This is a genomic window from Pseudomonas sp. CGJS7 (assembly GCF_036961695.1).
Window position 1 is genome coordinate 13,757 of the sequence record NZ_JBAMDI010000011.1, and the last position, 26,607, is coordinate 40,363.

Sequence of the window (26,607 nt, forward strand, 5' to 3'; positions counted from 1 at the left end):
GCGGCTGCTGCGCAGCCCCTTCGCGGGCAAGCCCGCTCCTACATGGATAGCGTTTGCAGATCGCAATCTGTGCAGGAGCGGGCTTGACCGCGAAGGGCCGCCAAGCGGCCCCAAGGAGCATTACAGGCTTGGCAGCACACCCGCCGGCAGCAAGCCGGTCAGACTACCCTTGGCCAACAGGTCCACGGCCTTTTCGATATCCGGCGCGAAGAAACGGTCACGGTCGTAGTGCGGCACCTCGCTGCGCAGCGCCTGGCGCGCCTGCTCCAGCTTGGCCGAAGTCTTCAGGCCTTTGCGCAGGTCCAGACCCTGGCACGCGCCCAGCCATTCGATGGCCAGCACGCCACGGGTGTTTTCGGCCATTTCCCACAGGCGCTTGCCGGCGGCCGGGGCCATCGACACGTGGTCTTCCTGGTTGGCCGAAGTTGGCAGGCTGTCGACGCTGTGCGGGTGCGACAGGGCTTTGTTTTCGCTGGCCAGGGCGGCAGCGGTGACCTGGGCGATCATGAAGCCGGAGTTGACCCCACCGTTTTCCACCAGGAACGGCGGCAGCTGGGACATGTGCTTGTCCATCATCAGCGAGATGCGGCGCTCGCTGAGCGAGCCGATTTCAGCGATGGCCAGGGCCAGGTTGTCGGCGGCCATGGCCACCGGTTCGGCGTGGAAGTTGCCGCCGGAGATCACATCACCTTCGGCAGCGAACACCAGCGGGTTGTCCGACACGGCGTTGGCTTCGATGCCCAGTACCTCGGCGGCCTGGCGCAGCTGGGTCAGGCAGGCACCCATGACCTGCGGCTGGCAGCGCAGCGAGTACGGGTCCTGGACCTTGTCGCAGTTCTTGTGCGACAGCGACACTTCGCTGGAGTCGCCCAGCAGGTCGCGGAAGCAGGCCGCGGTGTCGATCTGGCCGCGTTGGCCACGCACTTCGTGGATACGCGCATCGAAGGGCGAGCGCGAGCCCAGCGCAGCTTCGACGCTCAGGCCGCCGCAGGCGATGGCCGCGGCATACAGGTCTTCGGCCTGGAACAGGCCACGCAAGGCATAGGCGGTGGAGGCCTGGGTACCGTTGAGCAGGGCCAGGCCCTCTTTGGCGGCCAGGGTCAGCGGTTCGAGGCCGGCAATCGCCAAGGCTTCGGTGGCCGGCAGCCACTGGCCCTTGTAGCGGGCCTTGCCTTCGCCCAGCAGCACCAGCGACATATGCGCTAGCGGGGCAAGGTCACCGGATGCGCCTACCGAGCCTTTCAGCGGGATGTGCGGGTAGACTTCGGCGTTGACCAGGGCAATCAGCGCGTCGATGACTTTGCGGCGGATGCCGGAGAAGCCACGGCTGAGGCTGTTGATCTTCAGCACCATGATCAACCGCACCAGGTCGTCATCCAGCGGCGCGCCGATACCGGCAGCGTGGGACAGCACCAGCGAACGCTGCAGGTTCTCCAGGTCATGGCTGGCGATGCGGGTCGAGGCCAGCAGGCCGAAACCGGTGTTGATGCCGTAGGCAGTACGGTCTTCGGCAATGATCTGCTCGACACAGGCGACGCTGGCGTCGATGGCCGGTGCGGCGCTGGCATCCAGTTGCAGGCGCACAGGCGCGGCATGGATCGCGCGCAGCTGGGCCAGGGTCAGGGTGCCGGGCTTGAGGGTGAGTTCGGTCACGTTACTACTCCAAATCGCGTGGAGCCGCAGGCCCGCTTGTGGGTGCCTGCGCGCTCCTTCTTGTTGTTCAGTATCACCCCTTGCAGGGTGCGATCCAAAGCGTGGTGATCAGCCGGTGATCATCGGCAGGTCCAGGCCCTGCTCCTTGGCGCAGTCGATGGCGATTTCATAACCGGCATCGGCGTGACGCATGACGCCAGTCCCTGGGTCGTTGGTCAGTACCCGGGCGATACGCTCGGCGGCCTCATCGGTACCGTCGCAGACGATGACCATGCCCGAGTGCTGCGAGAAGCCCATGCCCACGCCACCGCCATGGTGCAGCGATACCCAGGTGGCGCCGCCTGCGGTGTTAAGCAGGGCGTTAAGCAGCGGCCAGTCGGAAACAGCGTCCGAACCATCACGCATGGCCTCGGTTTCGCGGTTCGGGCTGGATACCGAGCCGGAGTCGAGGTGGTCACGGCCGATCACCACCGGTGCCGACAGCTCGCCGCTGCGGACCATTTCGTTGAAAGCCAGGCCCAGCTTGGCGCGAAGGCCCAGCCCCACCCAGCAGATACGTGCCGGCAGGCCCTGGAAGCTGATGCGCTCGCGAGCCATGTCCAGCCAGCGGTGCAGGTGGGCGTCGTCGGGGATCAGTTCCTTGACCTTGGCGTCGGTCTTGTAGATGTCCTCGGCTTCACCGGACAGCGCCGCCCAGCGGAACGGGCCGACGCCGCGGCAGAACAGTGGGCGGATGTAGGCCGGGACGAAGCCTGGGAAGTCGAAGGCATTGGCCACGCCCTCCTCCTTGGCCATCTGGCGGATGTTGTTGCCGTAGTCGAAGGTCGGGATGCCCTGCTTCTGGAAGTCCAGCATGGCCTGCACGTGCACGGCCATCGACTGCTTGGCGGCCTTGACCACTGCAGCCGGTTCGGTCTGCGCGCGGTCGCGGTACTGTTCCCAGGTCCAGCCGGCTGGCAGGTAGCCGTTCAGTGGGTCGTGGGCGCTGGTCTGGTCGGTGACCATGTCCGGGCGCACGCCACGCTTGACTAGCTCTGGGAGGATTTCGGCGGCGTTGCCGTGCAGGGCGATGGAGATGGCCTTGCCTTCGGCGGTGTACTTGGCGATGCGTGCGAGGGCGTCGTCGAGGTCAGTGGCCTGCTCGTCGACGTAGCGGGTTTCCAGGCGGAAGTCGATACGGCTCTGCTGGCATTCGATGTTCAGCGAGCAAGCCCCGGCCAGGGTCGCGGCCAGTGGCTGGGCGCCGCCCATGCCGCCCAGGCCAGCGGTGAGTACCCACTTGCCTTTCAGGCTGCCGCCGTAGTGCTGGCGACCGGCTTCGACGAAGGTTTCATAGGTGCCCTGGACGATGCCCTGGCTGCCGATGTAGATCCAGCTGCCGGCGGTCATCTGGCCGTACATGGCCAGGCCCTTGGCGTCCAGTTCGTTGAAGTGTTCCCAGTTGGCCCAGTGTGGCACCAGGTTGGAGTTGGCAATCAGCACGCGCGGTGCGTTGCTGTGGGTCTTGAACACACCGACCGGCTTGCCCGACTGCACCAGCAGGGTTTCGTCGTCTTCCAGGCGGGTCAGGGTTTCGACGATCTTGTCGTAGCAGGCCCAGTTGCGCGCGGCGCGGCCGATACCGCCGTATACCACCAGCTCTTTCGGGTTTTCCGCGACCTGTGGATCGAGGTTGTTCATCAGCATGCGCAGTGGCGCTTCGGTCAGCCAGCTTTTGGCGGTCAGCTTGTTGCCACGTGGGGCACGGATTTCAACGTCACGGTATTTGTTGTTGTCGGTCACGGGAAAGGTCCTCTGCGGTCGTCCGCGGGCGGGTATGTCGTGGTCAATATACAAACACACCTTTACTTGTATGTACAAGCATGGACAACCAAAATAATCGGACCTTGCCGTTCCTGGCTTGAGATTTATGTTGGGGTATAGATCGAGCGCCGCCCGCGCGGCGCTTCGCGGGTAAACCCGCTCCTACGTTTGTTTCGGGCCAGTCCATCCTGTGCCTGGCGCGCGCGACCGCCTTGCTGGTACGACGCGATATCGAGATAGGCACCAAGGCGTTCGCGCGCAAATCCCACAGGCATAATTGGCCTGAAACAAACGTAGGAGCGGGTTTACCCGCGAAGCGCCGCGCGGGCGGCGCTCGATCTCACAGGCGACAAAAACCTACAGCCAGACCCTCAGCGTTCAACCAGTTCGATCAGGCAGAACCGCCCCTGAACCTCCAGCCCAAGCAATTCGTCATTGCCCTCCAGCCGCAGGCAGTCATACAACCCTAGCCGCTGCGTTTCACGCCCCACGATGGTCACCTCAACATGGCTGCTGGCAGCAAACAACAACACCGTCGATGCCGAGCTGTACACCCGGCTGGTGCCATCCAGCCACTGCAACCGCGCCCGATATCGCTGCGGTGCATAGATCAGGTTGAAATCGCGGATCGCCCCGCCCAGCAACTTGCAGCTGACCTGGCTCTCGCCGCTGAACGCAAACGCATCGAACGCCAGCAATGGCCGACTGGCCTGGCCATCGACCAGCAGGCGCATGCCGTCGCCCTGCAGCACGGTGATGATCCGCTGGTAGCCGGCGAAGGTGGAGAAGCCGCCCGACTCTTCGATGTCGGCAATCGACAGACGCCAACCAAAACCGTCCAGACCCTCGCCACTGTCGCGGGTGATCTCTTCGGTGAAACCACCACCGTTCTTCCAAGGCATGCGCGGGTAATCGTGCGCACGCAACAACTGCAGCTGACTCATTTGCTGAAACGTCCTTCCAGGCGATGACGGGAACCGGGGTGGATCAGCCGTGCAGCGGTCACCGGCTGGCGGCCGGACCAGGTGCGACGACGAATCAGCAGGCAAGGCTCGCCCCGGTCGATCTGCAACAGGGTGCATTCTTCCGGCTCGGCCAGGATTGCCTCGACCACGTGCTCGCCCTCCGTCAGCGGCGCCACCTGGGACAGGTAGGCGTAAGGCGTCTGCCGGGTGAAATCCTGCTTGAGGTAATCGGGCGCAATGGCCGCGTTGACGTAACGGTCCTCGATCTGCACCGGCACGCCGTTCTCGAAATGCACGATCAGCGAATGGAACACGCGCTGACCTTCACGCATGTCCAGCGCCAGCGCCCGTTCGGAGCCGGCCGCTTCTTCGGCAAGCGTGATCACCTGGCAGCTATGCTGGTGCCCGCGCGCGGCAATTTCGTCGGCAATGTTGTTGACCTCGAACAGCGCCGAACGGCCCTTGGGCTCGGCCACGAAGGTGCCGACCCCTTGCATGCGCACCAGCAGGCCTTCGGCGGTGAGTTCACGCAGGGCGCGGTTGATGGTCATGCGGCTGAAGCCCAGCTCGTTGACCAGCTCGCTCTCGGAGGGTACCCGGTGATGCGGTGGCCAGCTGCCGTTGTCGATCTGCTGGATGATCATCTGTTTGACCCGGGCGTAGAGCGGCGCCGGGCCCTCGCCCATCTGGGCAACCAGCACGGAGACAGGAGGTGTCGGCACGGCGATGGATCCTTGTGCAAATGAAATGAGCGGTAGCTTGCCGCAGTTTACCCGGCAGGCAAACGCCTGTATATGTATATACAAGTTAACAATAACAGGATTCCACCGATGTCAGCCTACTTCGCCGAACGCGCCCTGCTACCTACGGGCTGGGCCAGCCATGTGCGTATCGAGGTCGCCAGCGATGGCCGTGTGGCCAGCATCGAGCCTGGCGCTTCGGCCGAAGGCGCCGAGCGCCTGGCCGGCCCGCTGCTGCCCGGCATGCCCAACCTGCACTCGCACGCTTTCCAGCGCGCCATGGCAGGCCTGGCGGAAGTTGCCGGCAACCCCAACGACAGTTTCTGGACCTGGCGAGACCTGATGTACCGCCTGGTCGGGCAGATCAGCCCAGAGCAGCTTCAGGTCATCGCCCGCCAGCTGTACATCGAGATGCTCAAGGCCGGTTATACCTCGGTGGCGGAGTTCCACTACGTGCACCACGACCAGGCCGGCAAGCCCTACGCCGACCCCGCCGAGCTGTCGCGACGCATCAGCGCGGCCGCAGCCGACAGCGGCATCGGCCTGACCTTGCTGCCGGTGCTGTACAGCCATGCAGGCTTTGGCGGCCAGGCGCCGAACGACGGGCAGCGGCGCTTCATCAACTCCACTGAACAGTACCTGCAGCTGCAAGCCCAGCTCGCCCCGCTGCTGGCCGCGCAACCGGCGCAGCAACTGGGCCTGTGCTTCCACTCGCTGCGGGCGGTAACGCCTGGGCAGATCGCCGAAGTGTTAGCGGCCAGCGACAGGCAGTGCCCAGTGCATATCCACATCGCCGAACAGCAGAAGGAAGTCGACGACTGCCTGGCCTGGAGCGGCCTGCGCCCGCTGCAGTGGCTGTACGAGCACGTGGACGTGGACCGCCGCTGGTGCCTGGTACACGCTACCCACGCCGAACCGGACGAAGTCACTGCCATGGCCCGCAGCGGCGCGGTGGCCGGGTTGTGCCTGACCACCGAAGCCAACCTGGGCGATGGGATCTTCCCGGCAGTGGATTTCCTGGCACAGGGCGGGCGTATGGGCATTGGCTCGGACAGCCATGTGTCGTTGAGCGTGGTGGAGGAGCTGCGCTGGCTGGAATATGGCCAGCGCCTGCGGGACCAGCGGCGCAACCGCCTGTATCGCGGCGACCAACCGATGGTCGGGCGCACGCTGTATGACGCGGCGCTGGCCGGTGGTGCGCAGGCGCTGGGGCAGGCGGTCGGCGAGTTGGCGGTGGGCAAGCGTGCCGACTGGCTGGTGCTCGATGGGCAGGACCCCTACATCGCCATGGCGGAGGGTGATGCCATTCTCAACCGTTGGCTGTTTGCCGGCGGCGATCGCCAGGTGCGCGATGTCATGGTGAATGGGCAGTGGGTGGTGCGCCAGGGGCGGCATGCGCAAGAAGAAGAAAGCGGGCGGGCGTTTGCCGAGGTGTTGCGCCAGCTTTTGGGCTGAGTGTACCGGGGCTGCGTTGCAGCCCTTCGCGGGCAAGCCCGCTCCCACAGGTTGACTGCCCCACAAAATGTCTTGGGGGCAGCCCAGGGTTCAGTGCAGAACCTGTGGGGTTTGCCCGCGAAGGGTTGCAACGCAACCCCAAAAAACTCAGTGCATTTTTACTATTTGCTGATCGGACGCCCGCCAGATCAAGCGGCTGGTGTCATACCCCTGCTGCCGCGCCCTGGACAGCAGGTTCTCACGCTCCCAGGCCGGCAGTGTCGGCGTGCGCGACAGAATCCAAAGGTATTTGCGGTCCGGGCTGCCGACGATGGCCGTACGGTAGTGGTCGTCCACATAAAGAATCCAGTACTCACCCCGCGCCACGCCTGGCACCAGCCTGGTGAACCAGTTATCGAACTCGACCCATAGCTTGTCGGTGTGCCCCGGCTCCTGGATATTCGCATGCCCTTCGGCGCGAAGCCATTCATCACCCATGGTGCGGCAGCGGTTGAGCACGCCATAACTGCCATCAGGCCTGAGGTTGTAATGGGCCTCGGACTGCTCGCAGCCTTCCTGGTAGCGCATGGGCAGGCGCGCCAGCTCGTACCATTTGCCCTGGTAGCGCTTGAGGTCGACATTTCCGGCGGTTTTCGGCGCCAGCGGGTCGTGCACGGAACCTGCACAACCGCCCAGCAGCAACGCCAGGCATACCCCCATCAGCAGGTACGCACGCCTCATTTGAGGCCCTGCCCGGAATACATCAGCACCTTGTCAGCTGCGTACTGCACGCTGATGAAGCTCTTCTCGTCCCCCCAGGTGCAGCTGCTCATGCCCAACGCGCCAGAACATTCGGTCGGCGTGCCGAGCAACTGCTCGACCTCGGCCTTGTTCATACCGGCCTTGATCTTGGAATAGTTTTCCTGATTGATCTTGCTGCAGGCAGTCAGCACGACGCACAGCGACAACAGGGCGAGGGAACGCAACGACATGAAGGGACACTCCTGAAAGATGATACAGGCGAGTGGCCTGCAGTGACCTTCGACGTGAAAATCCCTCCCAGGTTCCCTGCCCCACCCCCTATGCCCCTACACCATTGGTCGGATGGCCACTACTGTGCGATTAATCACAAAGCATTAATCATGCGCCCAATAAAAAAGGCCGCCCCCGTTGGAGCGGCCTTGCGTTGCGATGCCTGCGCAGCAGGCTCCCTGGGCCTCAGAAACGGGAACCAGGTTCCAGCAAAAAGTCCATCTCTTCGCTGGTGCTCGGCCGCTCCAGCACCAGGTTGCGGTGCGGGAAGCGCCCGAAGCGGGCAATTACCCGCTGGTGCTGCTCGGCATAGTCGAGGAAGCCTTCGAACAGCCGGCGGTTGGCCTCGGGCTGTTCGTCCAGCAGCATTCGATAACGCTCCACGCACAGGTTCTGCCAGTCCAGCACTTCGGCATGCTCCAGTACCAGCAGCACGAACACGCGCTGGATCGGCAGCAGCTGGTAGTCCCAGCCCTTCTGCAGGCCCTGCATGGCGACTACCTGGGCACGCCGGTCGCCGTCGAAGGCACGCGGCGTGTCGCGGTAGATCATGCGTGGCAGCTGGTCGAGCAAAATCAGCAGGCCCAGCCAGCCCTGCGGGGTTTGCTGCCACTCTTCGAGCCCACCCGCCAGGGCGTGCTCGACCAGGTCGCCAAACAGCGCATGGGCGTCGGCATCGTAATGCTTGCCGAACCACAGCGTGCTCTTCTCGTCAGCCACGGCCTGGGCACTGGTGCCCCAACCGAACCACCATTCCAGCAACGGCTGCCAAGGTGCGAGCATGACTTACTCCTTGTGGTAAGCGGTGACGCGCTCGACCTCTTCCTTCGAGCCGAGAATCACCGACACGCGCTGGTGCAGGCTTTCTGGCTTGATGTCGAGGATGCGATCGTAACCGTTGGTGGAAGCGCCACCGGCCTGTTCGATGATGAACGACATCGGGTTGGCTTCGTACATCAGGCGCAGCTTGCCCGGCTTGCTTGGTTCGCGGGCGTCACGTGGGTACATGAACAGGCCGCCACGGGTCAGGATGCGGTGCACGTCGGCCACCATCGAGGCGATCCAGCGCATGTTGTAGTTCTTCTTCAGCGGGCCGGTCTCGCCTGCCAGCAGTTCGCCCACATAGCGCTGTACCGGGGCTTCCCAGTGACGCTGGTTGGACATGTTGATGGCGAACTCGGCGGTGGTCTCCGGTACGCGGATGTTTTCGTGAGTCAGCACGAAGCTGCCCAGTTCGCGATCCAGGGTGAAGCCCTTGACGCCGTTGCCCAGGGTCAGGATCAGCATGGTCTGCGGGCCGTAGATGGCATAACCGGCAGCAACCTGCTCGGTACCTGGCTGCAGGAACGCTTCTTCGTTGAGGCTTTCGTTCTGGCTCAGGTACTGGTTAGGGCAACGCAGAACCGAGAAGATGGTACCGACCGACACGTTGACGTCGATGTTCGACGAACCGTCCAGCGGGTCGAAGACCAGCAGGTAGGCGCCTTTCGGGTACCTGCCCGGGATCTGGTACGCGTTGTCCATTTCTTCGGAAGCCATGCCAGCCAGGTGACCGCCCCACTCGTTGGCTTCCAGCAGGATATCGTTGGAAATCACGTCCAGTTTCTTCTGGACCTCGCCCTGCACGTTTTCAGTGCCCATGCTGCCCAGCACACCACCGAGGGCGCCTTTGGACACGTGGTGGCTGATTTCCTTGCACGCACGCGCTACCACTTCGATCAGGAAGCGCAGATCGGCAGGGGTGTTGTTGCTGCGGGTCTGCTCAATCAGATAGCGACTCAGGGTAACGCGGGACATGTATGGCTCCGAACGGATTGGGGGGATGAAAAACCCACGCAGTTTACAGGGAGAGTGACGGGCTAGCGAGTGATGAGACTCGCCACGGCTCTCAGACGGCACAATAGGTCGGTAGTTCAGCCTTCGCCAGGCCGGTGGTCTGGTTGTGGGGCGATTCGCGGGCGCGCCCGCTCCTACAGGCTTATGAGAGCCCTGCAGGAGCGGGTTTACCCGCGAACAAGCCAGCACAGGCCTGTCTCAATCCAGCGCCTTCCAGATCTCGGTCGCATACTCGCGAATGGTCCGATCCGACGAGAACCAGCCCATCCGCGCGGTATTGAGCACCGCCTTGCGCCACCACTCCTGCGGTGTGTGCCACAGATCCTCGACCCGGCGCTGAGCATCCCAGTAGTCATCGAAATCGGCACACACCAGGAAGCGATCATAGGCCACCAGGCCGTCGATCAACCCGGTGTACCGGGAAGGGTCGTCTGGCGAGAACACACCACTGCGAATGGCCTGCAACACATCGGTCAAGCGGTTGGAAGCGGCTATGGCAGCATTGGCGCCAAAATCACCGGCACGCTTGCGCGCTTCAACCTGCTGCGAGGTCAGGCCAAAGATGAACATGTTGTCGGCCCCCACCTGTTCGCACATCTCCACGTTGGCGCCATCCAGGGTGCCAATGGTCAACGCACCATTGAGGCCGAACTTCATGTTGCTGGTACCGGAAGCTTCGTAGCCCGCGGTGGATATCTGCTCGGAAAGGTCCGCCGCCGGGATGATGCTCTCGGCCAGGCTGACGTTGTAGTTGGGCAGGAACACCACCTTCAGCAGGCCGCGCACTGTCGGGTCGTTGTTCACCACCCGGGCGATATCGTTGGCCAGCTTGATGATCAGTTTGGCCTGGTGGTAACTGGCCGCAGCCTTGCCGGCGAAGATCTTCACCCGCGGCACCCAGTTGGTGCCAGGGTCGTTGCGTATGGCCTGGTACAGTGCAACGGTGTGCAGCAGGTTGAGCAACTGGCGCTTGTATTCGTGAATGCGTTTGACCTGAACGTCGAATAACGCCTCGGGGTTGACCGTGACGCCGATGCGATCCTGAATGATGCTGGCCAGGGCACGCTTGCTGTGCAGCCGCTGGGCAGCGAACTGCTTGCGGAAACCGGGTTTGTCGGCGAACGGCACCAGGCCCGCCAGAAGCGTCTGCGGGTCGTCCTTGAGTTCCGGCCCAAGCGCCTCGACCAGCATCTCGGTCAGCTGAGGATTGGACTGGTACAACCAGCGGCGGAAGGTAATGCCGTTGGTCTTGTTGTTGATCCGTTGCGGGTAGAGCTTGTGCAGCTCGGAGAACACCGTGCTCTTCATCAACTTGCTGTGCAGCGCCGACACACCGTTGACGCTGTGCGAGCCGAGAAACGCGAGATTACCCATGCGCACCCTTCGGCCGTTGTCTTCCTCGATCAGCGAAACCGCGCGCAGCACGTCGAAATCGTGCAGGCCTTTGGCCCGCAACGCATCGATATGGTAGGCATTGATCAGGTAGATGATCTGCATGTGCCGCGGCAGCATGCGCTCCATCAGCGCTACCGGCCAGGTTTCCAGGGCTTCTGGCAACAGGGTATGGTTGGTGTAGGCGAGCGTGCCGACGGTCAGCTCCCAGGCCTTTTCCCAAGGCACTTCGTGCTGATCCACCAGCAACCGCATCAGCTCCGCCACCGCAATCGAAGGGTGGGTGTCGTTTAGCTGGATGGCCGCTGCATCAGGCAGGTTGAGCAGGTCCTTGTTCATGTTCAGGTGGCGCCGCAGCAAGTCCTGCAGCGAAGCCGAGACGAAAAAGTACTCCTGGCGAAGGCGCAGTTCCTGGCCGGCCTCGGTGCTGTCGGCTGGGTACAGCACACGCGAAATGCTCTCGGCACGCGCCACTTCAGCCACAGCCCCCAAGTGGTCACCGGCGTTGAAGCGCTCCAGATGCAGCTCTTCCAGCGCCCGCGCACGCCACAGGCGCAGGGTGTTGACGCTGGATCCACGCCAGCCGACTACCGGCGTGTCGTAGGCCACCGCCCGCACCGTCTCGCCCGGCCACCATACCTGGCGCTGGGTACCGCTTGCATCGTGCACCGTTTCGACACTGCCGCCAAAGCTGATCGGGTAGATCACCTCGGCGCGCTCGAACTCCCAGGGGTTGCCGAAATCCAGCCAGTTCTCGGTCTGTTCCTGCTGCCAGCCATCGACCACGGCCTGACGGAACAGCCCGTGCTCGTAGCGGATGCCGTAACCATGGGCAGCGATACCCAGGGTAGACATGCTCTCCATGAAGCACGCCGCCAGACGGCCAAGGCCACCATTGCCCAGCGCGGCGTCCGGTTCGAGCAGGCGAATGCGTTCGAGGTCCACATTCAACCCTTCCAGCGCATCGCGGGCGATGTCCAGCAGGCCCAGGTTGCTCAGGCTGTCGTACAGCAAGCGGCCGATGAGAAACTCCAGGGAAAGGTAGTAGACCCGCTTCTGGCTGCGCCGATAGGCCTGCCGGGTGTGATCCATCCAGTGGTCGACCATGTGATCGCGCGCGGCCAGGGCAATGGCTTCGAACCAGTCATGGTCGAAGGCGTGCTCGGGGTCCTTGCCGACCGCATAGGTCAGCTTGTTCAGTACAGCAGCGCGAAAATCCGCGACTTCGGCGTCACGTGCTTTAGGTTCCTGGGACATGCGGCATCCTCGGGCAAGTTGACGAAAGCGGAGGGAGAGTGTTGAGCCTAGACCCTTCGACAGAGAGCGACAGTTACGGTTCGCAGTTTTCATGCCCACTTTGCGATTCCGGCAAAAGGTTGTTCATAAATTGAACAATTCCGGTATCATCGCGCGCCCCAAGACCGTGATCCACCCTATAAAGATGAAAACGACCCTGATCGCCGCGGCCGAAGTCGACCGCCTGGAGACCTGGCAGCGCTACACCAGCAACATGTGCCATGGCTGCCATTCGACCTGCTGCACCCTGCCGGTGGAGGTGAAGATCAAGGATCTGATCCGTATCGGCGTGGTTGACGAGTTCGAAAAAGACGAACCACCCAAGAACGTGGCCAAGCGCCTGCAAAAAGAAGGCATCATCGAGCGCTTCAACCAGAAGTCCGGGATCTTCACCCTGACCCGGATGAGCAACGACGACTGCATGTACCTGGATCGTAAAAGCCGCCTGTGCACCATTTATGACAAGCGCCCGGATACCTGCCGCAACCACCCCAAGGTCGGACCGCGGCCGGGCTATTGCGCCTACAAGCCCAAGGTGGTTGGGCGCTGATCTATTGCCTGCACCGGCCTCTTCGCGGGTAAACCCGCTCCTACAGGTCTTGACCTTGGTGGATATCCTGTAGCGAAGAGGCCGGTACCACCAGCACAAAAAACCCAGACAAACAAAAACGCCCCCGGCCTTTCGGCCGGGGGCGTTTTCATTCAGCCTGAGCTAACTCAGTTCTTGGCTTTCTTGGCTGCGCGGGTACGCTCGCCTTCGTCCAGGATCTTCTTGCGCAGACGGATCGACTTAGGAGTCACTTCGCACAGCTCGTCGTCCTGGATGAATTCCAGGGCCTGCTCGAGGGTGTGGCGAACTGGTGGTACCAGGGCGATGACTTCGTCTTTGCCCGAAGCACGCATGTTGTCGAGCTTCTTGCCTTTGGTCGGGTTCACGCCCAGGTCGTTGTCACGGCTGTTCAGACCGATGATCTGACCGTTGTAGATCTCCTGGCCGTGTTCAACGAACAGCTTGCCGCGAGCCTGCAGGGTTTCCAGCGAGTAGGTCAGTGCCTTGCCGGTCTCGACCGAAACCAGTACGCCGTTGAGGCGGCCGGACATCTGGCCCGACTTCATGGTGTCGTAGCGATCGAAGATCGAGGTCAGGATGCCTGCACCGTTGGTCAGAGTCAGGAACTGGTTACGGAAACCGATCAGACCACGGGCTGGAATGTTGTACTCCAGACGAACGCGGCCCTTGCCATCCGGAACCATGTTGGTCAGGTCGCCTTTACGCAGACCCATCTCTTCCATGACCTTGCCCTGGGATTCTTCAGGGATGTCGATGGTGACGTTCTCGAACGGCTCCTGCTTCACGCCGTCGACTTCGCGGATGATCACTTCAGGACGGCCCACGGCCATTTCGAAGCCTTCACGACGCATGGTTTCGATCAGCACCGACAGGTGCAGCTCACCACGGCCCGAAACCTTGAACTTGTCAGGGGAGTCGGTCTCCTGAACGCGCAGAGCAACGTTGTACAGCAGCTCCTTGTCCAGACGGTCCTTGATGTTACGACTGGTGACGAACTTGCCTTCTTTACCGCAGAACGGCGAGTCGTTGACCTGGAAGGTCATCGAAACGGTCGGCTCGTCAACGGTCAGCGGCTTCATCGCTTCTACCGCATCCGGGGCGCACAGGGTGTCGGAGATGAACAGCTCATCGAAACCGCTGATGCAGACGATATCGCCAGCCTGGGCTTCTTCGACGTCAACGCGGTGCAGACCGTGGTGACCCATCAGCTTCAGGATACGGCCGTTACGCTTCTTGCCGTTGGTGTCGATGGCGACAACCGGGGTGTTCGGCTTGACGCGGCCACGGGCGATGCGGCCAACACCGATCACGCCGAGGAAGCTGTTGTAGTCCAGTGCGGAGATCTGCATCTGGAACGGGCCGTCGCGGTCAACAGACGGTGCTGGTACGTTGTCGATGATCGACTGGTACAGCGGGGTCATGTCTTCGGCCATGGCAGTGTGGTCCAGGCCGGCAATGCCGTTCAGGGCCGAGGCGTAGACCACTTTGAAGTCCAGCTGTTCGTCGGTGGCACCGAGGTTGTCGAACAGGTCGAAGATCTGGTCCAGAACCCAGTCAGGACGTGCGCCCGGACGGTCAACCTTGTTGATCACGACGATTGGCTTCAGGCCGGCTTCGAAAGCCTTCTTGGTCACGAAGCGGGTTTGCGGCATCGGGCCGTCCTGGGCGTCGACCAGCAGCAGCACGGAGTCGACCATCGACATTACACGCTCAACCTCGCCACCGAAGTCGGCGTGGCCGGGGGTGTCGACGATGTTGATGTGGTAGCCGTTCCAGTTGATGGCGGTGTTTTTCGCCAGAATGGTAATACCGCGCTCTTTTTCCTGGTCGTTGGAGTCCATGACGCGCTCGTCGTTGAGCTCGTTACGCTCCAGAGTGCCGGACTGACGCAGGAGTTTGTCGACCAGAGTGGTTTTACCATGGTCAACGTGGGCGATGATGGCGATGTTACGCAGATTTTCGATCACAAGTGTATCTCGATCAGAGGATTCGGTTGCCGCCCAGTGTAGGCGGCCAATATGTACCGTTTAAGGCTCAGCGGGCCCGGCGGTCGGGAGGGCGATGGCGAATACTGCCGCCATACAGCCCCGGCGTCTTATGTCGGACGATAAACACGCACATTGGCATGTCCCTCACTGAGCAGATGGTGTGCGTGCAAACGGCTCATCACACCCTTGTCGCAATACAGCAAGTACTGGCGCGTGGGGTCCAGGTGCTTGAACTTGCTGTTGATGGCGTAGAACGGCATGGCCTGGACTTCGATACCTTCCAGCACCAGAGGTTCGTCTTCCTGGGCATCGGGGTGGCGAATGTCGATGACGATCTGGCCTGGCAGCGCCTCGGCCACTTCCTCGATTTCGATGTCCTTGCCCAGCTCATCGATCACATGATCGATGGAAATGAACTTGGCGCGCTCAAGAGCGCGCTCCAGCACGGCCATGTCGAACTGCTTTTCTTCGTGCTCCATGCGGTGACGCTTGGCATGGGTGGTCGGGTTTACCGAGATCACGCCGCAGTATTCCGGCATGTGCTTGGCAAAGTCCGCGGTGCCGATTTCGGTGGCCTGGTCGATGATGTCCTGCTTGTGGCTGGCCAGCAGCGGGCGCAGCACCAGCTTGTCGGTGGCCGAGTCGATGATCGACAGGTTCGGCAGGGTCTGGCTGGACACCTGGGAAATCGCTTCGCCGGTCACCAGCGCGTCGATCTGCAGGCGGTCGGCCATATGGGCGGCGCCGCGCAGCATCATGCGCTTGAGGGTCACGCCCATGTAGCTGTTGTCGACCTTGTTGAGGATCTCGCCAACCACTTCTTCGAACGGCACGCTGATGAACAGTACGCGCTGGCTGCTGCCGTACTTTTTCCACAGGTAATGGGCCACTTCCATCACGCCCAGCTCGTGGGCACGGCCGCCGAGGTTGAAGAAGCAGAAGTGGGTCATCAGGCCGCGGCGCATCATCTGGTAGGCCGCAACGGTGGAGTCGAAACCACCGGACATCAGCACCAGGGTCTGCTCCAGGGCACCCAGCGGATAACCGCCGATGCCATTGTGCTGGTTGTGGATCACGTACAGGCGCTGGTCGCGGATTTCGATGCGCACCAGCACTTCAGGCTTTTTCAGCTCGATCCCGGCGGCGCCACACTGCTGGCGCAGCTGGCTGCCGACGTAACGGTCGACGTCCATCGAGGTGAAGTCATGGTGGCCACCGCGTTTGCAGCGCACGGCGAAGTGCTTGCCGGCCAGCAGGTGGCCGAAGTGGTGCTTGCACTTGGCGACGATGTCGTCGAAGTCACCCAGCGGGTATTCCTCTACCTGCAGGAAGTGGGTGATACCCGGGGTGCAGGTGAGGCGTTCGATCATCTCGCGCTGGACTTTTTCGTCTTCGACGCGGGTGACCACCTCGAGATTGTCCCAGACACCATCGACCGCGAGCTCAGGGTCGAGATCCTTGAGCACGTTGCGGATGTTCTTGCCAAGCTGGCGGATGAAGCGCTTGCGCACCGGCCGGCTTTTGATGGTGATTTCTGGGAAGACTTTGACGATAAGTTTCATTGGTTAACAGCGCGCGCAGGGCCTGCCGAAAATGAGGGGCGCGAATTATATCGGAAATTGCTCAGGATTTGACCAACTTTTGATCAGAAGCTTTGAGATAAATGCAGAGGGCCAGGTTTTGCAGTGCCTGTTACGGCCCTTTCGCGGGTAAACCCGCGCCTACAGGCGGTGCAAAGCCCGTAGGAGCGGGTTTACCCGCGAAGAGGCCCTAGAACCTGGCACACCACTCACGCAACGCACCCTATTGGTGCGATACGATCAAAAAACGCATCGTAAGGGTGCACTTTTACCCGCCAACCCATCGCCAAATGCCCGCAAACGCCCCCTTTTATCCCACCCTCGCCATTTTCGGGCACTGGCATGCAATTTGCTCCCTTGTGAGGCAGGTAAGCTTGGCCGACTATCCGCGCCCGGCAACACCCTTTTTCCAGGGCAGCGGCCCACCGCGCTCTAGACCATCCGGAGGACAACATGTCGAAGTCGGTTCAACTCATCAAAGATCATGACGTCAAGTGGATTGATCTGCGTTTCACGGACACCAAAGGCATTCAGCACCACGTGACCATGCCGTCGCGTGATGCGCTGGACGAAGACTTCTTCGAAGTCGGCAAGATGTTCGACGGTTCCTCCATCGCTGGCTGGAAAGGCATCGAAGCTTCCGACATGATCCTGATGCCGGTCGACGAAACCGCCGTTCTGGACCCGTTCACCGAAGAACCAACCCTGATCATCACCTGCGACATCGTCGACCCGTCGAGCATGCAGGGCTACGACCGCGACCCACGCGCCATCGCCAAGCGTGCTGAAGAGTACCTGAAGAGCACCGGCATCGGTGACACCGTATTCGCCGGTCCAGAGCCTGAGTTCTTCATCTTCGACGAAGTGAAGTTCCACTCGGACATCTCCGGTTCGATGTTCAAGATCTTCTCCGAGCAGGGCTCGTGGATGACCGGCGCTGACGTGGAAGGCGGCAACAAAGGCCACCGTCCAGGCGTGAAAGGCGGCTACTTCCCGGTTCCGCCGTTCGACCATGACCACGAAATCCGTACTGCCATGTGCAACGCCCTGGAAGAAATGGGCCAGACCGTTGAAGTTCACCACCACGAAGTGGCGACTGCCGGCCAGAACGAAATCGGCGTCAAGTTCAACACCCTGGTGAAGAAGGCTGACGAAGTACAGGCGCTGAAATACGTCGTGCACAACGTTGCCGACGCTTACGGCCGTACCGCCACCTTCATGCCGAAGCCACTGTACGGCGACAACGGCTCGGGCATGCACGTGCACATGTCGATCTGGAAAGACGGCAAGAACACCTTCTCGGGTGAAGGCTATGCCGGCCTGTCCGACACCGCCCTGTACTTCATCGGCGGCATCATCAAGCACGGTAAGGCCCTGAACGGCTTCACCAACCCGTCGACCAACTCGTACAAGCGTCTGGTCCCAGGCTTCGAAGCCCCGGTAATGCTGGCCTACTCGGCTCGCAACCGTTCCGCCTCGATCCGTATTCCTTACGTCGGCAGCCCGAAAGCCCGCCGTATCGAAGCACGCTTCCCGGACCCATCGGCCAACCCGTACCTGGCGTTCGCGGCCCTGCTGATGGCTGGCCTGGACGGCATCCAGAACAAGATCCACCCAGGCGACGCGGCCGACAAGAACCTGTACGACCTGCCGCCAGAAGAAGCCAAGAACATCCCGCAAGTGTGCGGCAGCCTGAAAGAAGCTCTGGAAGAGCTGGATAAAGGCCGTGCGTTCCTGACCAAGGGCGGCGTGTTCTCCGACGACTTCATCGATGCCTTCATCGAGCTGAAGAGCGAAGAAGAAATCAAGGTCCGTACCTTCGTACACCCGCTGGAATACGAGCTGTACTACAGCTGCTGATCTGATTGGCGCCTCGCGCCGATGACATGATCACGACGGCCTCCCTCGGGAGGCCGTTTTTGTTTTCATACATGCGAATCAGAACGCCCCTACAAGCAGCAGTTGGTCAACTGCGCACAATCCATTCTCCCTCTGAATGGAGAACACCATGCGCCTGGCCATCACGTCACTTTGCTTGCCGTTTGCCTTGATCGGCTGCATCGCTCCTGAAGCCTCCCAGCCTGAATTCAACCCACTCCTATCCAACATCGAGTACCGACTGGAGCTGGCCAGCTCGGTTGCACTGCACAAGTGGGAACACAACCTTGCCGTAGCAGCGCCCGAGCGCGAGCGCGAAGTCCTTGCCCTGGTGCGCCAGCAGGCTGCCGACCATGACCTCAGCCCTGAACGCGCCGCAGCTTTCTTCAGCGACCAGATCGAGGCCAACAAGCTGGTGCAGTACACCTTGCTCGATCGCTGGGTCATGCTAGAGCAGAGGCCATCAGCAGCCGTCCTTGATCTGGTCGACCAACTGCGACCTCGTCTGGACAAGCTTCAGACAACACTTCTATTCGAGTTGGGGCGCTTCGACCGGCACCCTCCAAAGGACTGCGCGCGGAAACTCGCCAACGCCCTGCACGCCCGCACCAATGACCCGATACGCCACCTAGCCCTGGTCCGCGCAACCGCACAGCTGTGCCCGAAACACTAGACGCGCCAATGCTCTATATTGGTGCATAACAACGCCGAACGCTCCGCCATGCACCCCAAAACAGGTCGCGCGGAGCGCCCGCTCAGCAAATTTTGATCCGATTGAGCGCAAATCCAGGCCTTTCTCAGCTATTTCCGCTTCTTTTCGGAGCCTTGGTTTGTTTCTTGCATTTTTTGCAGGAAGAGAGTCTCGCATCAGCGGATCCACAGCACGCCCGGATCTGGCCCCAAGTGCCAGGCAAGCGCCAAACGAGGTCAACGACGCCTTATGACCATCAGCGATGCACAGCACCGTCTGCTTCTGGACAACCTGACCACCGCCACGTTGCTGCTCAATGCCGAGCTGCGCCTGGAGTACATGAACCCGGCCGCAGAAATGCTGCTGGCCGTCAGCGGCCAGCGCAGCCATGGGCAGTTCATCAGCGAGCTGTTCACCGAATCGACCGAGGCGCTCAGTTCGCTGCGCCAGGCGGTCGAGCAGGCGCACCCGTTTACCAAGCGTGAAGCGCAGCTCACATCGCTGACCGGGCAGACCATCACCGTCGACTACGCGGTAACGCCGATACTGCATCAAGGCCAGACCCTGCTGTTGCTCGAGGTGCACCCGCGTGACCGGTTGCTGCGCATCACCAAGGAAGAAGCCCAACTGAGCAAGCAGGAAACCACCAAGATGCTGGTGCGCGGCCTGGCCCACGAAATCAAGAACCCCCTTGGCGGCATCCGCGGAGCGGCCCAGCTACTGGCCCGCGAACTGCCCGAGGAAGGGCTGCGCGACTACACCAATGTGATCATCGAAGAGGCCGACCGCTTGCGTAACCTGGTCGACCGCATGCTCGGCTCGAACAAGCTGCCGTCGCTGGCCATGACCAATATTCACGAAGTGCTGGAGCGGGTGTGCAGCCTGGTCGATGCCGAAAGCCAGGGGTGCATCACTTTGGTGCGCGATTACGACCCAAGCCTGCCGGACGTGCTGATCGACCGAGAACAGATGATTCAGGCCGTACTCAACATCGTGCGCAACGCCATGCAGGCGATCAGCTCGCAGAATGAGCTGCGCCTGGGTCGCATCACCTTGCGCAGCCGCGCCCTGCGCCAGTTCACCATCGGCCACGTGCGTCACCGCCTGGTAGCGCGGGTAGAGATCATCGACAACGGCCCAGGCATCCCGCCGGAACTGCAGGAAACCCTCTTCTATCCCATGGTCAGTGGCCGCCCGGACGGTACCGGGCTGGGCCTGGCCATTACCCAGAACATCATCAGCCAGCACCAGGGCCTGATCGAGTGTGAAAGCCACGCTGGCCATACCGCCTTCTCGATTTACCTGCCTCTGGAACAAGGAGCCACCGCCTCATGAGCCGAAGTGAAACCGTATGGATCGTCGACGATGATCGCTCCATCCGCTGGGTCCTGGAAAAAGCCCTGCAACAGGAAGGCATGACCACCCAGAGCTTCGACAGCGCAGACGGCGTCATGGGGCGCCTGGCACGTCAGCAACCCGACGTGATCATTTCCGACATTCGTATGCCTGGCACCAGCGGCCTCGACCTGCTGGCGCAGATCCGCGAGCAGCACCCGCGCCTGCCGGTCATCATCATGACCGCCCACTCCGACCTGGACAGCGCCGTGGCCTCGTACCAAGGCGGTGCCTTCGAGTACCTGCCCAAGCCATTCGACGTCGACGAAGCGGTATCGCTGGTCAAGCGCGCCAACCAGCACGCCCAGGAGCAGCAAGGCCTGGATGTGCCACAGAACCTGGCGCGCACCCCGGAAATCATTGGTGAAGCTCCGGCGATGCAGGAGGTGTTCCGCGCCATCGGCCGCCTCAGCCACTCCAACATCACCGTGCTGATCAACGGCGAGTCCGGCACCGGCAAAGAACTGGTGGCCCACGCCCTGCACCGGCACAGCCCACGCGCAGCATCGCCGTTCATTGCCCTGAACATGGCCGCCATCCCCAAGGACTTGATGGAGTCGGAGCTGTTCGGCCATGAGAAAGGCGCCTTCACAGGTGCTGCCAACTTGCGTCGCGGCCGTTTCGAGCAGGCCGATGGTGGCACGCTGTTCCTCGACGAAATCGGGGACATGCCTGCCGACACCCAGACCCGCCTGCTGCGTGTACTGGCCGATGGCGAGTTCTACCGCGTGGGCGGCCATGTGCCGGTCAAGGTCGACGTGCGCATCATCGCCGCCACCCACCAGAACCTGGAGTCATTGGTGCAGGCCGGCAAGTTCCGTGAGGACTTGTTCCACCGCCTGAACGTGATCCGTATCCATATTCCGCGCCTGGCCGACCGCCGCGAGGATATCCCCGCCCTCGCCCGCCACTTCCTTGCCCGGGCGGCCCAGGAGCTGGCAGTCGAGCCGAAGATCCTCAAGCCGGAAACCGAAGAGTTCATCCGCAACCTGCCATGGCCTGGCAATGTGCGGCAGATGGAGAACACCTGCCGCTGGATCACCGTGATGGCCTCCAGCCGCGAAGTGCTGATCGGCGACCTGCCACCCGAACTGCTGAACCTGCCACACGATGCCGCGCCGGTAACCAACTGGGAGCAGGCCTTGCGCCAGTGGGCCGACCAGGCCTTGGCGCGCGGGCAGACCAGCCTGCTGGACAGCGCAGTGCCGAGCTTTGAACGGATCATGATCGAGACGGCACTCAAGCACACCGCCGGTCGCCGTCGCGATGCCGCGCTGTTGCTGGGTTGGGGGCGTAACACCCTGACACGCAAGATCAAGGAGCTGGGGATGAATGTGGCTGGTGGGGATGATGAGGAAGGTGATGACCACTGAGCGCTGAATTAGCCTTCTAGATTGCTGGGGCTGCTTTGCAGCCCATCGCGACACAAGGCCGCTCCCACAGGATCACCTCTGCCCCCAAGGCTGATGCGATGGACACACATCGCGGTCGTCGTAGGAGCGGGTTCACCCGCGAAGAGGCCGGGCCTGCTGGCCAATTTCCACCTGCCGTTCAGCGTTGCTGCCGCCACCGTATTCGCGGGTAAACCCGCTCCTACCACGGCGGTGGGCACACATCGGGGTCGTCTTAGGAGCGGGTTCACCCGCGAAGAGGCCGGGCCTGCTGGCCAATCTCCACCTGCCGTTCAGCGTTGCCGCCACCACCGTATTCGCGGGTAAACCCGCTCCTACCACGGTGGTGGGCACACATCGGGGTCGTCGTAGGAGCGGGTTCACCCGCGAAGAGGCCGGGCCTGCTGGCCAATCTCCACCTGCCGCTCACCGTTGCCGCCGCCACCGTATTCGCGGGTAAACCCGCTCCTACCACGGTCCTGTGGGAGCGGCCTTGTGTCGCGATGGGGCGCAAAGCGGCCCCAGCCATTTCAGCCGTCTGAATGCACCGTTCCTGTGCCCGCTGCACCTCTCGAAGGCACAAATCCCCTCAAAATCCGGCCAAATCACCCGCAAAGCCCAGTATTCACGGCTTTTGCAAAACTGGCACGCCCCCTGCAATAAGCAATACATCTCCAGTTTCGGGGGCCCTGGTACAGGCAGGCCGGGTGAACCCCTCTTTTATTTGCAGCACCGCCGCTTTTGGGGACCTCGGTACAGGCAGGCCGGGCATCCCCCTTTATACGCAGTACCCCTTTTGGGGACCCTGGTACAGGCAGGCCGGGATATCCCCTCTTTTATTCGTGCAGTTTCACTTGCACCCGCCAGCGCCCAGCGTCCTCTGCACCGGCCCATTCGCCGTGCAGGGGGCGCGCGGCCACCACCGTCAGCAACAAACCTTCCTTGCTGTGCTGTACCCGCCAGCTCACCGGCTTGCCCTGCAAGCTGAGCTGCCCTTGCTGAGCCTTGCCCTGGGCCTGGAACAGCAACGCCACCGTCCCTTCCACGTTCTCGCCATGCAGCTGGGGCTCTTCGTTGAACCACAGCTCCAGGCCATCCTGCATCACTTGCACCTGCTGCAGTTCACGCTCGTCCGGCGTAGTCAGGCGACCGATCATCAGCCCTACCATCAAGCCGACGATCGCCAACGACAGCATCACCCGTGGGAAGGCCTTCGAACGCACGTCCGGTTCAGGGGTAGAATGCCCGTCATCTTCACGTTTGGAGCCGTGCATGTTTCACGTCATCCTTTTTCAACCAGAAATTCCGCCGAATACCGGCAACATCATTCGTCTATGCGCCAACAGCGGCTGCGCCCTGCACCTGATCGAACCCATCAGCTTCGAACTGGATGACAAGCGCCTGCGCCGCGCAGGGCTGGACTACCACGAGTATGCCACGCTCAAGCGCCACGAGAGCTTGGCCGGATGCCTGGAAAGCCTTGGCAACCCACGGTTGTTCGCCTTTACCACCAAGGGCTCGCACCCGTTCCACGAAGTGGCCTTCCAGCCGGGCGACGCCTTCCTGTTCGGGCCAGAGAGCCGCGGGTTGCCGGCCGAGGTGCTGGACAGCCTGCCGGCCGAGCATCGCCTGCGCCTGCCGATGCGGCCGGGGTGCCGTAGCCTGAACCTGTCCAATACCGTGGCGGTGACGGTGTATGAGGCGTGGCGGCAGAACGGGTTTGCCGGGAGCTGATGTGTTGCCTGTGCCGGCCTCTTCGCGGGTAAACCCGCTCCTACGCAGGTCGAGGCAACGGCGCGATCCCCTGTAGGAGCGGGTTTACCCGCGAAGAGGCCCGCACAGGCAACAAAAAAGCGCCCCGAGAGGCGCTTTCTTTATACCGGCAGTAATTACTGCACAGTAGGCGCTTCACCCGCTTCCTGCATACGCTGCATTTCTTGCGCGTACAGGGCGTCGAAGTTGACCGGCGACAGCATCAGCGCCGGGAACGAACCGCGGGTCACCAGGCTGTCCAGGGCCTCACGGGCATAAGGGAACAGGATGTTCGGGCAGAACGCACCCAGGGTGTGGCTCATCGAAGGCGCATCGAGGTTGGCGATCAGGAAGATACCGGCCTGCTGCACTTCAGCAATGAAGGCCACTTCGTCACCGTTCTTGACGGTAACCGACAGGGTCAGCACGACCTCGTGGAAGTCGCCTTCCAGGGATTTCTGCTTGGTGTTCAGGTCCAGGGCAACGCTCGGTTCCCAGGTCTGACGGAAGATCTGCGGGCTTTTCGGGGCCTCGAACGACAGGTCACGCACATAGATGCGTTGCAGGGAGAACTGAGGGCTGTTGTCTTCTGCAGCAGCGCCGTTGGTCTGTTGGTCAGTCATGTCAGATCCTTATCCTAATGTTTTTGAATGCAGTGCAAATCAGGCCGCCAGCAACGCGTCGAGCTTGCCCGCGCGCTCCAGGGCATAGAGGTCATCGCATCCACCGACATGGGTGCTGCCGATCCAGATCTGCGGCACCGACGTGCGGCCGGCTTTCTGACTCATCTCGGCGCGAACCTGCGGCTTGCCGTCGACCTTGATTTCCTCGAAGGCCACGCCCTTGCTCTCGAGCAGGTACTTGGCGCGCATGCAGTAGGGGCAGTAGTCGCTGGAGTAGACGATGACAGGCTTCATATCACTTCACCAGGGGCAGGTTATCGGCTTTCCAGCTGGAAACGCCACCGCTCAGTTTGGCGGCGTTGTAACCAGCTTTGAGCAGCTCGCGGCAAATGGTGCCGGACTGCTGGCCCATCGCGTCGACGACGATCAGGGTCTTTTCTTTATGCTTGCCCAGCTCGGTCATGCGGTTGGCCAGCTTGTCCTGCGGGATGTTCACCGCACCGACGATATGACCGGCGGAGTATTCCTTGGCCGGGCGAATGTCGATCACCAGGGCCTTCTCGGCATTGACCAGGGCTGTCAGTTGGCCGTTAGTCAGGCTTTGGCCACCACGACGGATTTCATTGATGAGCAGCAGGACCAGCAGAATGAGGAAGATCGCAACCAGGATGTAGTGATCTGTCGCGAATTGAATCAGGTGAGCAACCATCAGCGGTGTTCCAGGCGATTGAAAATGCCGGCCAGTATACACAGCCCCTTGGTGCCACCAAAGCCCGACGGGCCGGCCACAAAACCACCTTCATGTTGCCACCACAGGTGCGCCGGTCGGTGGAATGGGACGAATATTCGCCGCAGGTGGCGTATTTGCCCTAAAATGCGTGTCTTTATCATCTTTGAACAACCGTGAGTTTGATTGATGACGAGCACGCCCAAACCCCTGGTCCTGATTATCCTGGATGGCTTCGGCCATAGCGATATCCCCGAACACAACGCCATCTTTGCCGCCAATAAACCGGTCTATGACCGCCTGTGCGCCACCCAGCCGCATGGCCTCATTTCCGGCTCGGGCATGGATGTCGGCCTGCCGGACGGGCAGATGGGCAACTCCGAAGTCGGTCATATGAACCTCGGCGCAGGTCGCGTCGTGTATCAGGACTTCACGCGGGTGACCAAGGCCATCCGCGACGGCGAGTTCTTCGAAAACCCGGTACTGACCGGTGCTGTGGACAAGGCAGTCGGTGCTGGCAAGGCCGTGCACATCCTCGGCCTGCTGTCCGATGGTGGCGTACACAGCCACCAGGACCACTTGGTGGCCATGGCCGAACTGGCCGCCCAGCGTGGCGCCGAAAAGATCTACCTGCACGCCTTCCTCGATGGCCGCGACACCCCGCCACGCAGCGCGCAGTCGTCCATCGAACTGCTCGACGCCACCTTCGCCAAACTGGGCAAGGGCCGTATCGCCAGCCTGATCGGCCGCTACTACGCCATGGACCGCGACAACCGCTGGGACCGCGTCAGCGCTGCCTACAACCTCATCGTCGACAGCGCTGCCGAGTACACCGCTGACACAGCCCTGGCAGGCCTTGAAGCAGCTTACGCCCGCGACGAAAGCGACGAATTCGTCAAGGCCACGCGCATTGGCGAAGCCGTCAAGGTCGAAGATGGCGATGCCGTGATTTTCATGAACTTCCGCGCCGACCGTGCTCGCGAGCTGTCGCGTGCATTCGTAGAGCCAGACTTCACGGAATTCGCCCGTGCGCGCCTGCCGAAGATGGCGGCGTACATCGGCCTGACCCAGTATTCGGCGAAGATCCCGGCACCAGCAGCCTTTGCCCCGTCCAGCCTGAACAACGTGCTGGGCGAATACCTGGCGAAAAACGGCAAGACCCAGCTGCGCATTGCCGAAACCGAGAAATACGCCCACGTCACCTTCTTCTTCTCGGGTGGCCGCGAAGAGCCGTTCGAAGGCGAAGAACGCATCCTGATCCCGTCGCCGAAGGTCGCCACCTATGACCTGCAACCGGAAATGAGCGCGCCGGAAGTGACCGATCGCATCGTCGAAGCCATCGAACAGCAGCGCTTCGACGTCATCGTGGTCAACTACGCCAACGGCGACATGGTCGGCCACACCGGCGTGTTCGAGGCAGCGGTCAAGGCCGTCGAAGCACTGGATACCTGTGTAGGGCGCATTGTCGAGGCACTGGACAAGGTCGGCGGCGAAGCGCTGATCACCGCTGACCACGGCAACGTCGAGCAGATGGAGGACGAGTGCACCGGCCAGGCGCACACCGCGCACACGACCGAGCCGGTACCGTTCATCTACGTGGGCAAGCGCAACGTGAAAGTGCGCGAGGGCGGCGTGCTGGCCGACGTGGCGCCGACCATGCTGAAGCTGCTGGGGCTGGCAAAGCCGGTGGAAATGACCGGTACTTCGATTCTGGTCGACGCCTGAATGTCGAAAGGGGCTGCGTTGCAGCCCCAATTGCACATGAATTCCAGACAAACGCCCCCCTGCATCCGCAGCGAGGCGTTTTTTTTGCCTGCCCAGGCGGGCATACTAGGCCAGTCTCCATCCTTGGTACGCCAA

Annotated in this window: 23 protein-coding genes; 8 read left to right on the forward strand and 15 right to left on the reverse strand. The window is 61.9% G+C overall.

The genetic code is table 11. The features are described 5' to 3' along the window. Positions 1-120 precede the first annotated feature (120 nt). The 4 genes from hutH to hutC all read right to left on the reverse strand — a co-directional run bounded on the left by hutH (position 121) and on the right by hutC (position 5,107). The gene (gene hutH, locus V7787_RS09270) at positions 121-1,653 is read right to left on the reverse strand and encodes a histidine ammonia-lyase (protein ID WP_064491103.1); all 1,533 of its coding nucleotides are present in this window, start codon (positions 1,651-1,653) and stop codon (positions 121-123) included. Positions 1,654-1,761: 108 nt separating this feature from the next. Continuing rightward, positions 1,762-3,435 carry a urocanate hydratase gene (gene hutU / locus V7787_RS09275; protein ID WP_014592682.1) on the reverse strand — a complete coding sequence of 558 codons (1,674 nt, stop codon included), beginning with the start codon at positions 3,433-3,435 and terminating at the stop codon, positions 1,762-1,764. 392 nt (positions 3,436-3,827) lie between these two features. Further along, positions 3,828-4,400, reverse strand: coding sequence for a HutD family protein (locus V7787_RS09280; protein WP_198748303.1), 573 nt, complete (start codon positions 4,398-4,400; stop codon positions 3,828-3,830). Then, positions 4,397-5,107 carry a histidine utilization repressor gene (hutC, locus tag V7787_RS09285; protein ID WP_172830964.1) on the reverse strand — a complete coding sequence of 237 codons (711 nt, stop codon included), beginning with the start codon at positions 5,105-5,107 and terminating at the stop codon, positions 4,397-4,399. Before hutC ends, V7787_RS09280 begins: the two co-directional genes overlap by 4 nt. A 144-nt stretch (positions 5,108-5,251) precedes the next feature. Here hutC and V7787_RS09290 point away from each other — a divergent pair, with 144 nt between their 5' ends. Continuing rightward, positions 5,252-6,616, forward strand: coding sequence for a formimidoylglutamate deiminase (locus V7787_RS09290; RefSeq protein WP_336087520.1), 1,365 nt, complete (start codon positions 5,252-5,254; stop codon positions 6,614-6,616). A gap of 147 nt (positions 6,617-6,763) precedes the next feature. On the opposite strand, the gene V7787_RS09295 is transcribed toward V7787_RS09290, so the two are convergent. The 5 genes from V7787_RS09295 to V7787_RS09315 all read right to left on the reverse strand — a co-directional run bounded on the left by V7787_RS09295 (position 6,764) and on the right by V7787_RS09315 (position 12,112). Next, positions 6,764-7,336: a lipocalin family protein gene (locus V7787_RS09295; protein ID WP_064491073.1), complete on the reverse strand. Its 573-nt coding sequence runs from the start codon at positions 7,334-7,336 to the stop codon at positions 6,764-6,766. Then, a complete protein-coding gene (bamE, locus tag V7787_RS09300) occupies positions 7,333-7,587 on the reverse strand; it encodes an outer membrane protein assembly factor BamE domain-containing protein (protein ID WP_003249234.1) in 255 nt (84 codons plus the stop codon). The genes V7787_RS09295 and bamE overlap by 4 nt, the downstream gene beginning before the upstream one ends. A gap of 226 nt (positions 7,588-7,813) precedes the next feature. Then, positions 7,814-8,410, reverse strand: coding sequence for a DUF924 family protein (locus V7787_RS09305; protein WP_104886960.1), 597 nt, complete (start codon positions 8,408-8,410; stop codon positions 7,814-7,816). A gap of 3 nt (positions 8,411-8,413) precedes the next feature. Next, entirely contained in the window at positions 8,414-9,424 is a 1,011-nt protein-coding gene (locus V7787_RS09310) for a class 1 fructose-bisphosphatase (RefSeq protein WP_010955595.1), read from the reverse strand. A gap of 237 nt (positions 9,425-9,661) precedes the next feature. Beyond that, positions 9,662-12,112, reverse strand: coding sequence for a glycogen/starch/alpha-glucan phosphorylase (locus V7787_RS09315; RefSeq protein ID WP_336087538.1), 2,451 nt, complete (start codon positions 12,110-12,112; stop codon positions 9,662-9,664). A 184-nt stretch (positions 12,113-12,296) separates the two neighbouring features. Here V7787_RS09315 and V7787_RS09320 point away from each other — a divergent pair, with 184 nt between their 5' ends. Further along, positions 12,297-12,701 carry a YkgJ family cysteine cluster protein gene (locus V7787_RS09320; protein WP_003249225.1) on the forward strand — a complete coding sequence of 135 codons (405 nt, stop codon included), beginning with the start codon at positions 12,297-12,299 and terminating at the stop codon, positions 12,699-12,701. Between the two features lie 167 nt (positions 12,702-12,868). On the opposite strand, the gene typA is transcribed toward V7787_RS09320, so the two are convergent. Both typA and thiI read right to left on the reverse strand, forming a co-directional pair. Then, a complete protein-coding gene (typA, locus tag V7787_RS09325) occupies positions 12,869-14,689 on the reverse strand; it encodes a translational GTPase TypA (RefSeq protein WP_003249222.1) in 1,821 nt (606 codons plus the stop codon). A gap of 128 nt (positions 14,690-14,817) precedes the next feature. Then, entirely contained in the window at positions 14,818-16,272 is a 1,455-nt protein-coding gene (gene thiI / locus V7787_RS09330; RefSeq protein WP_003249221.1) for a tRNA uracil 4-sulfurtransferase ThiI, read from the reverse strand. Between the two features lie 471 nt (positions 16,273-16,743). Here thiI and glnA point away from each other — a divergent pair, with 471 nt between their 5' ends. The 4 genes from glnA (at position 16,744) to ntrC (ending at position 21,627) form a co-directional block, all read left to right on the forward strand. Next, entirely contained in the window at positions 16,744-18,150 is a 1,407-nt protein-coding gene (glnA, locus tag V7787_RS09335) for a type I glutamate--ammonia ligase (RefSeq protein WP_003249219.1), read from the forward strand. Positions 18,151-18,298: 148 nt separating this feature from the next. Beyond that, a complete protein-coding gene (gene aroQ, locus V7787_RS09340; RefSeq protein WP_336087546.1) occupies positions 18,299-18,841 on the forward strand; it encodes a gamma subclass chorismate mutase AroQ in 543 nt (180 codons plus the stop codon). Between the two features lie 267 nt (positions 18,842-19,108). Continuing rightward, entirely contained in the window at positions 19,109-20,194 is a 1,086-nt protein-coding gene (gene glnL, locus V7787_RS09345) for a nitrogen regulation protein NR(II) (RefSeq protein ID WP_010955600.1), read from the forward strand. Next, entirely contained in the window at positions 20,191-21,627 is a 1,437-nt protein-coding gene (gene ntrC / locus V7787_RS09350; RefSeq protein WP_010955601.1) for a nitrogen regulation protein NR(I), read from the forward strand. The genes glnL and ntrC overlap by 4 nt, the downstream gene beginning before the upstream one ends. Positions 21,628-22,481: 854 nt before the next feature. On the opposite strand, the gene V7787_RS09355 is transcribed toward ntrC, so the two are convergent. Next, positions 22,482-22,919: a hypothetical protein gene (locus V7787_RS09355; protein WP_064491015.1), complete on the reverse strand. Its 438-nt coding sequence runs from the start codon at positions 22,917-22,919 to the stop codon at positions 22,482-22,484. Here V7787_RS09355 and trmL point away from each other — a divergent pair. Continuing rightward, positions 22,918-23,379: a tRNA (uridine(34)/cytosine(34)/5-carboxymethylaminomethyluridine(34)-2'-O)-methyltransferase TrmL gene (gene trmL, locus V7787_RS09360; protein WP_003249209.1), complete on the forward strand. Its 462-nt coding sequence runs from the start codon at positions 22,918-22,920 to the stop codon at positions 23,377-23,379. The two genes, V7787_RS09355 and trmL, sit on opposite strands and share 2 nt — an antisense overlap. Positions 23,380-23,534: 155 nt before the next feature. On the opposite strand, the gene secB is transcribed toward trmL, so the two are convergent. The 3 genes from secB to V7787_RS09375 are packed head-to-tail and all read right to left on the reverse strand — an operon-like array spanning position 23,535 to position 24,729. Further along, complete coding sequence (gene secB / locus V7787_RS09365; RefSeq protein WP_003249206.1) at positions 23,535-24,020, reverse strand: protein-export chaperone SecB; 486 nt, start codon at positions 24,018-24,020, stop codon at positions 23,535-23,537. A 39-nt stretch (positions 24,021-24,059) separates the two neighbouring features. Beyond that, on the reverse strand, positions 24,060-24,314 hold the full coding sequence (grxC, locus tag V7787_RS09370) for a glutaredoxin 3 (RefSeq protein WP_003249204.1): 255 nt from the start codon (positions 24,312-24,314) through the stop codon (positions 24,060-24,062). Between the two features lies 1 nt (position 24,315). Beyond that, the gene (locus V7787_RS09375; protein WP_010955605.1) at positions 24,316-24,729 is read right to left on the reverse strand and encodes a rhodanese-like domain-containing protein; all 414 of its coding nucleotides are present in this window, start codon (positions 24,727-24,729) and stop codon (positions 24,316-24,318) included. 207 nt (positions 24,730-24,936) lie between these two features. Between V7787_RS09375 and gpmI the strand changes: the two genes are divergently transcribed. Beyond that, the gene (gene gpmI / locus V7787_RS09380) at positions 24,937-26,472 is read left to right on the forward strand and encodes a 2,3-bisphosphoglycerate-independent phosphoglycerate mutase (protein ID WP_104886955.1); all 1,536 of its coding nucleotides are present in this window, start codon (positions 24,937-24,939) and stop codon (positions 26,470-26,472) included. Positions 26,473-26,607: the final 135 nt, after the last annotated feature.

Excerpts from the sequence above, each read along its gene's own strand:
- thiI (WP_003249221.1), bottom strand. The coding sequence starts at position 16,272 with ATGAAACTTATCGTCAAAGTCTTCCCAGAAATCACCATCAAAAGCCGG.
- secB (WP_003249206.1), bottom strand. The coding sequence starts at position 24,020 with ATGACTGACCAACAGACCAACGGCGCTGCTGCAGAAGACAACAGCCCT.
- grxC (WP_003249204.1), bottom strand. The coding sequence starts at position 24,314 with ATGAAGCCTGTCATCGTCTACTCCAGCGACTACTGCCCCTACTGCATG.
- V7787_RS09280 (WP_198748303.1), bottom strand. The coding sequence starts at position 4,400 with ATGAGTCAGCTGCAGTTGTTGCGTGCGCACGATTACCCGCGCATGCCT.
- gpmI (WP_104886955.1), top strand. The coding sequence starts at position 24,937 with ATGACGAGCACGCCCAAACCCCTGGTCCTGATTATCCTGGATGGCTTC.
- V7787_RS09320 (WP_003249225.1), top strand. The coding sequence starts at position 12,297 with ATGAAAACGACCCTGATCGCCGCGGCCGAAGTCGACCGCCTGGAGACC.
- V7787_RS09305 (WP_104886960.1), bottom strand. The coding sequence starts at position 8,410 with ATGCTCGCACCTTGGCAGCCGTTGCTGGAATGGTGGTTCGGTTGGGGC.
- V7787_RS09355 (WP_064491015.1), bottom strand. The coding sequence starts at position 22,919 with ATGCACGGCTCCAAACGTGAAGATGACGGGCATTCTACCCCTGAACCG.
- glnL (WP_010955600.1), top strand. The coding sequence starts at position 19,109 with ATGACCATCAGCGATGCACAGCACCGTCTGCTTCTGGACAACCTGACC.
- V7787_RS09290 (WP_336087520.1), top strand. The coding sequence starts at position 5,252 with ATGTCAGCCTACTTCGCCGAACGCGCCCTGCTACCTACGGGCTGGGCC.
- glnA (WP_003249219.1), top strand. The coding sequence starts at position 16,744 with ATGTCGAAGTCGGTTCAACTCATCAAAGATCATGACGTCAAGTGGATT.
- V7787_RS09310 (WP_010955595.1), bottom strand. The coding sequence starts at position 9,424 with ATGTCCCGCGTTACCCTGAGTCGCTATCTGATTGAGCAGACCCGCAGC.
- V7787_RS09375 (WP_010955605.1), bottom strand. The coding sequence starts at position 24,729 with ATGGTTGCTCACCTGATTCAATTCGCGACAGATCACTACATCCTGGTT.
- V7787_RS09315 (WP_336087538.1), bottom strand. The coding sequence starts at position 12,112 with ATGTCCCAGGAACCTAAAGCACGTGACGCCGAAGTCGCGGATTTTCGC.
- trmL (WP_003249209.1), top strand. The coding sequence starts at position 22,918 with ATGTTTCACGTCATCCTTTTTCAACCAGAAATTCCGCCGAATACCGGC.
- ntrC (WP_010955601.1), top strand. The coding sequence starts at position 20,191 with ATGAGCCGAAGTGAAACCGTATGGATCGTCGACGATGATCGCTCCATC.
- aroQ (WP_336087546.1), top strand. The coding sequence starts at position 18,299 with ATGCGCCTGGCCATCACGTCACTTTGCTTGCCGTTTGCCTTGATCGGC.
- hutC (WP_172830964.1), bottom strand. The coding sequence starts at position 5,107 with ATGGGCGAGGGCCCGGCGCCGCTCTACGCCCGGGTCAAACAGATGATC.
- V7787_RS09295 (WP_064491073.1), bottom strand. The coding sequence starts at position 7,336 with ATGAGGCGTGCGTACCTGCTGATGGGGGTATGCCTGGCGTTGCTGCTG.
- bamE (WP_003249234.1), bottom strand. The coding sequence starts at position 7,587 with ATGTCGTTGCGTTCCCTCGCCCTGTTGTCGCTGTGCGTCGTGCTGACT.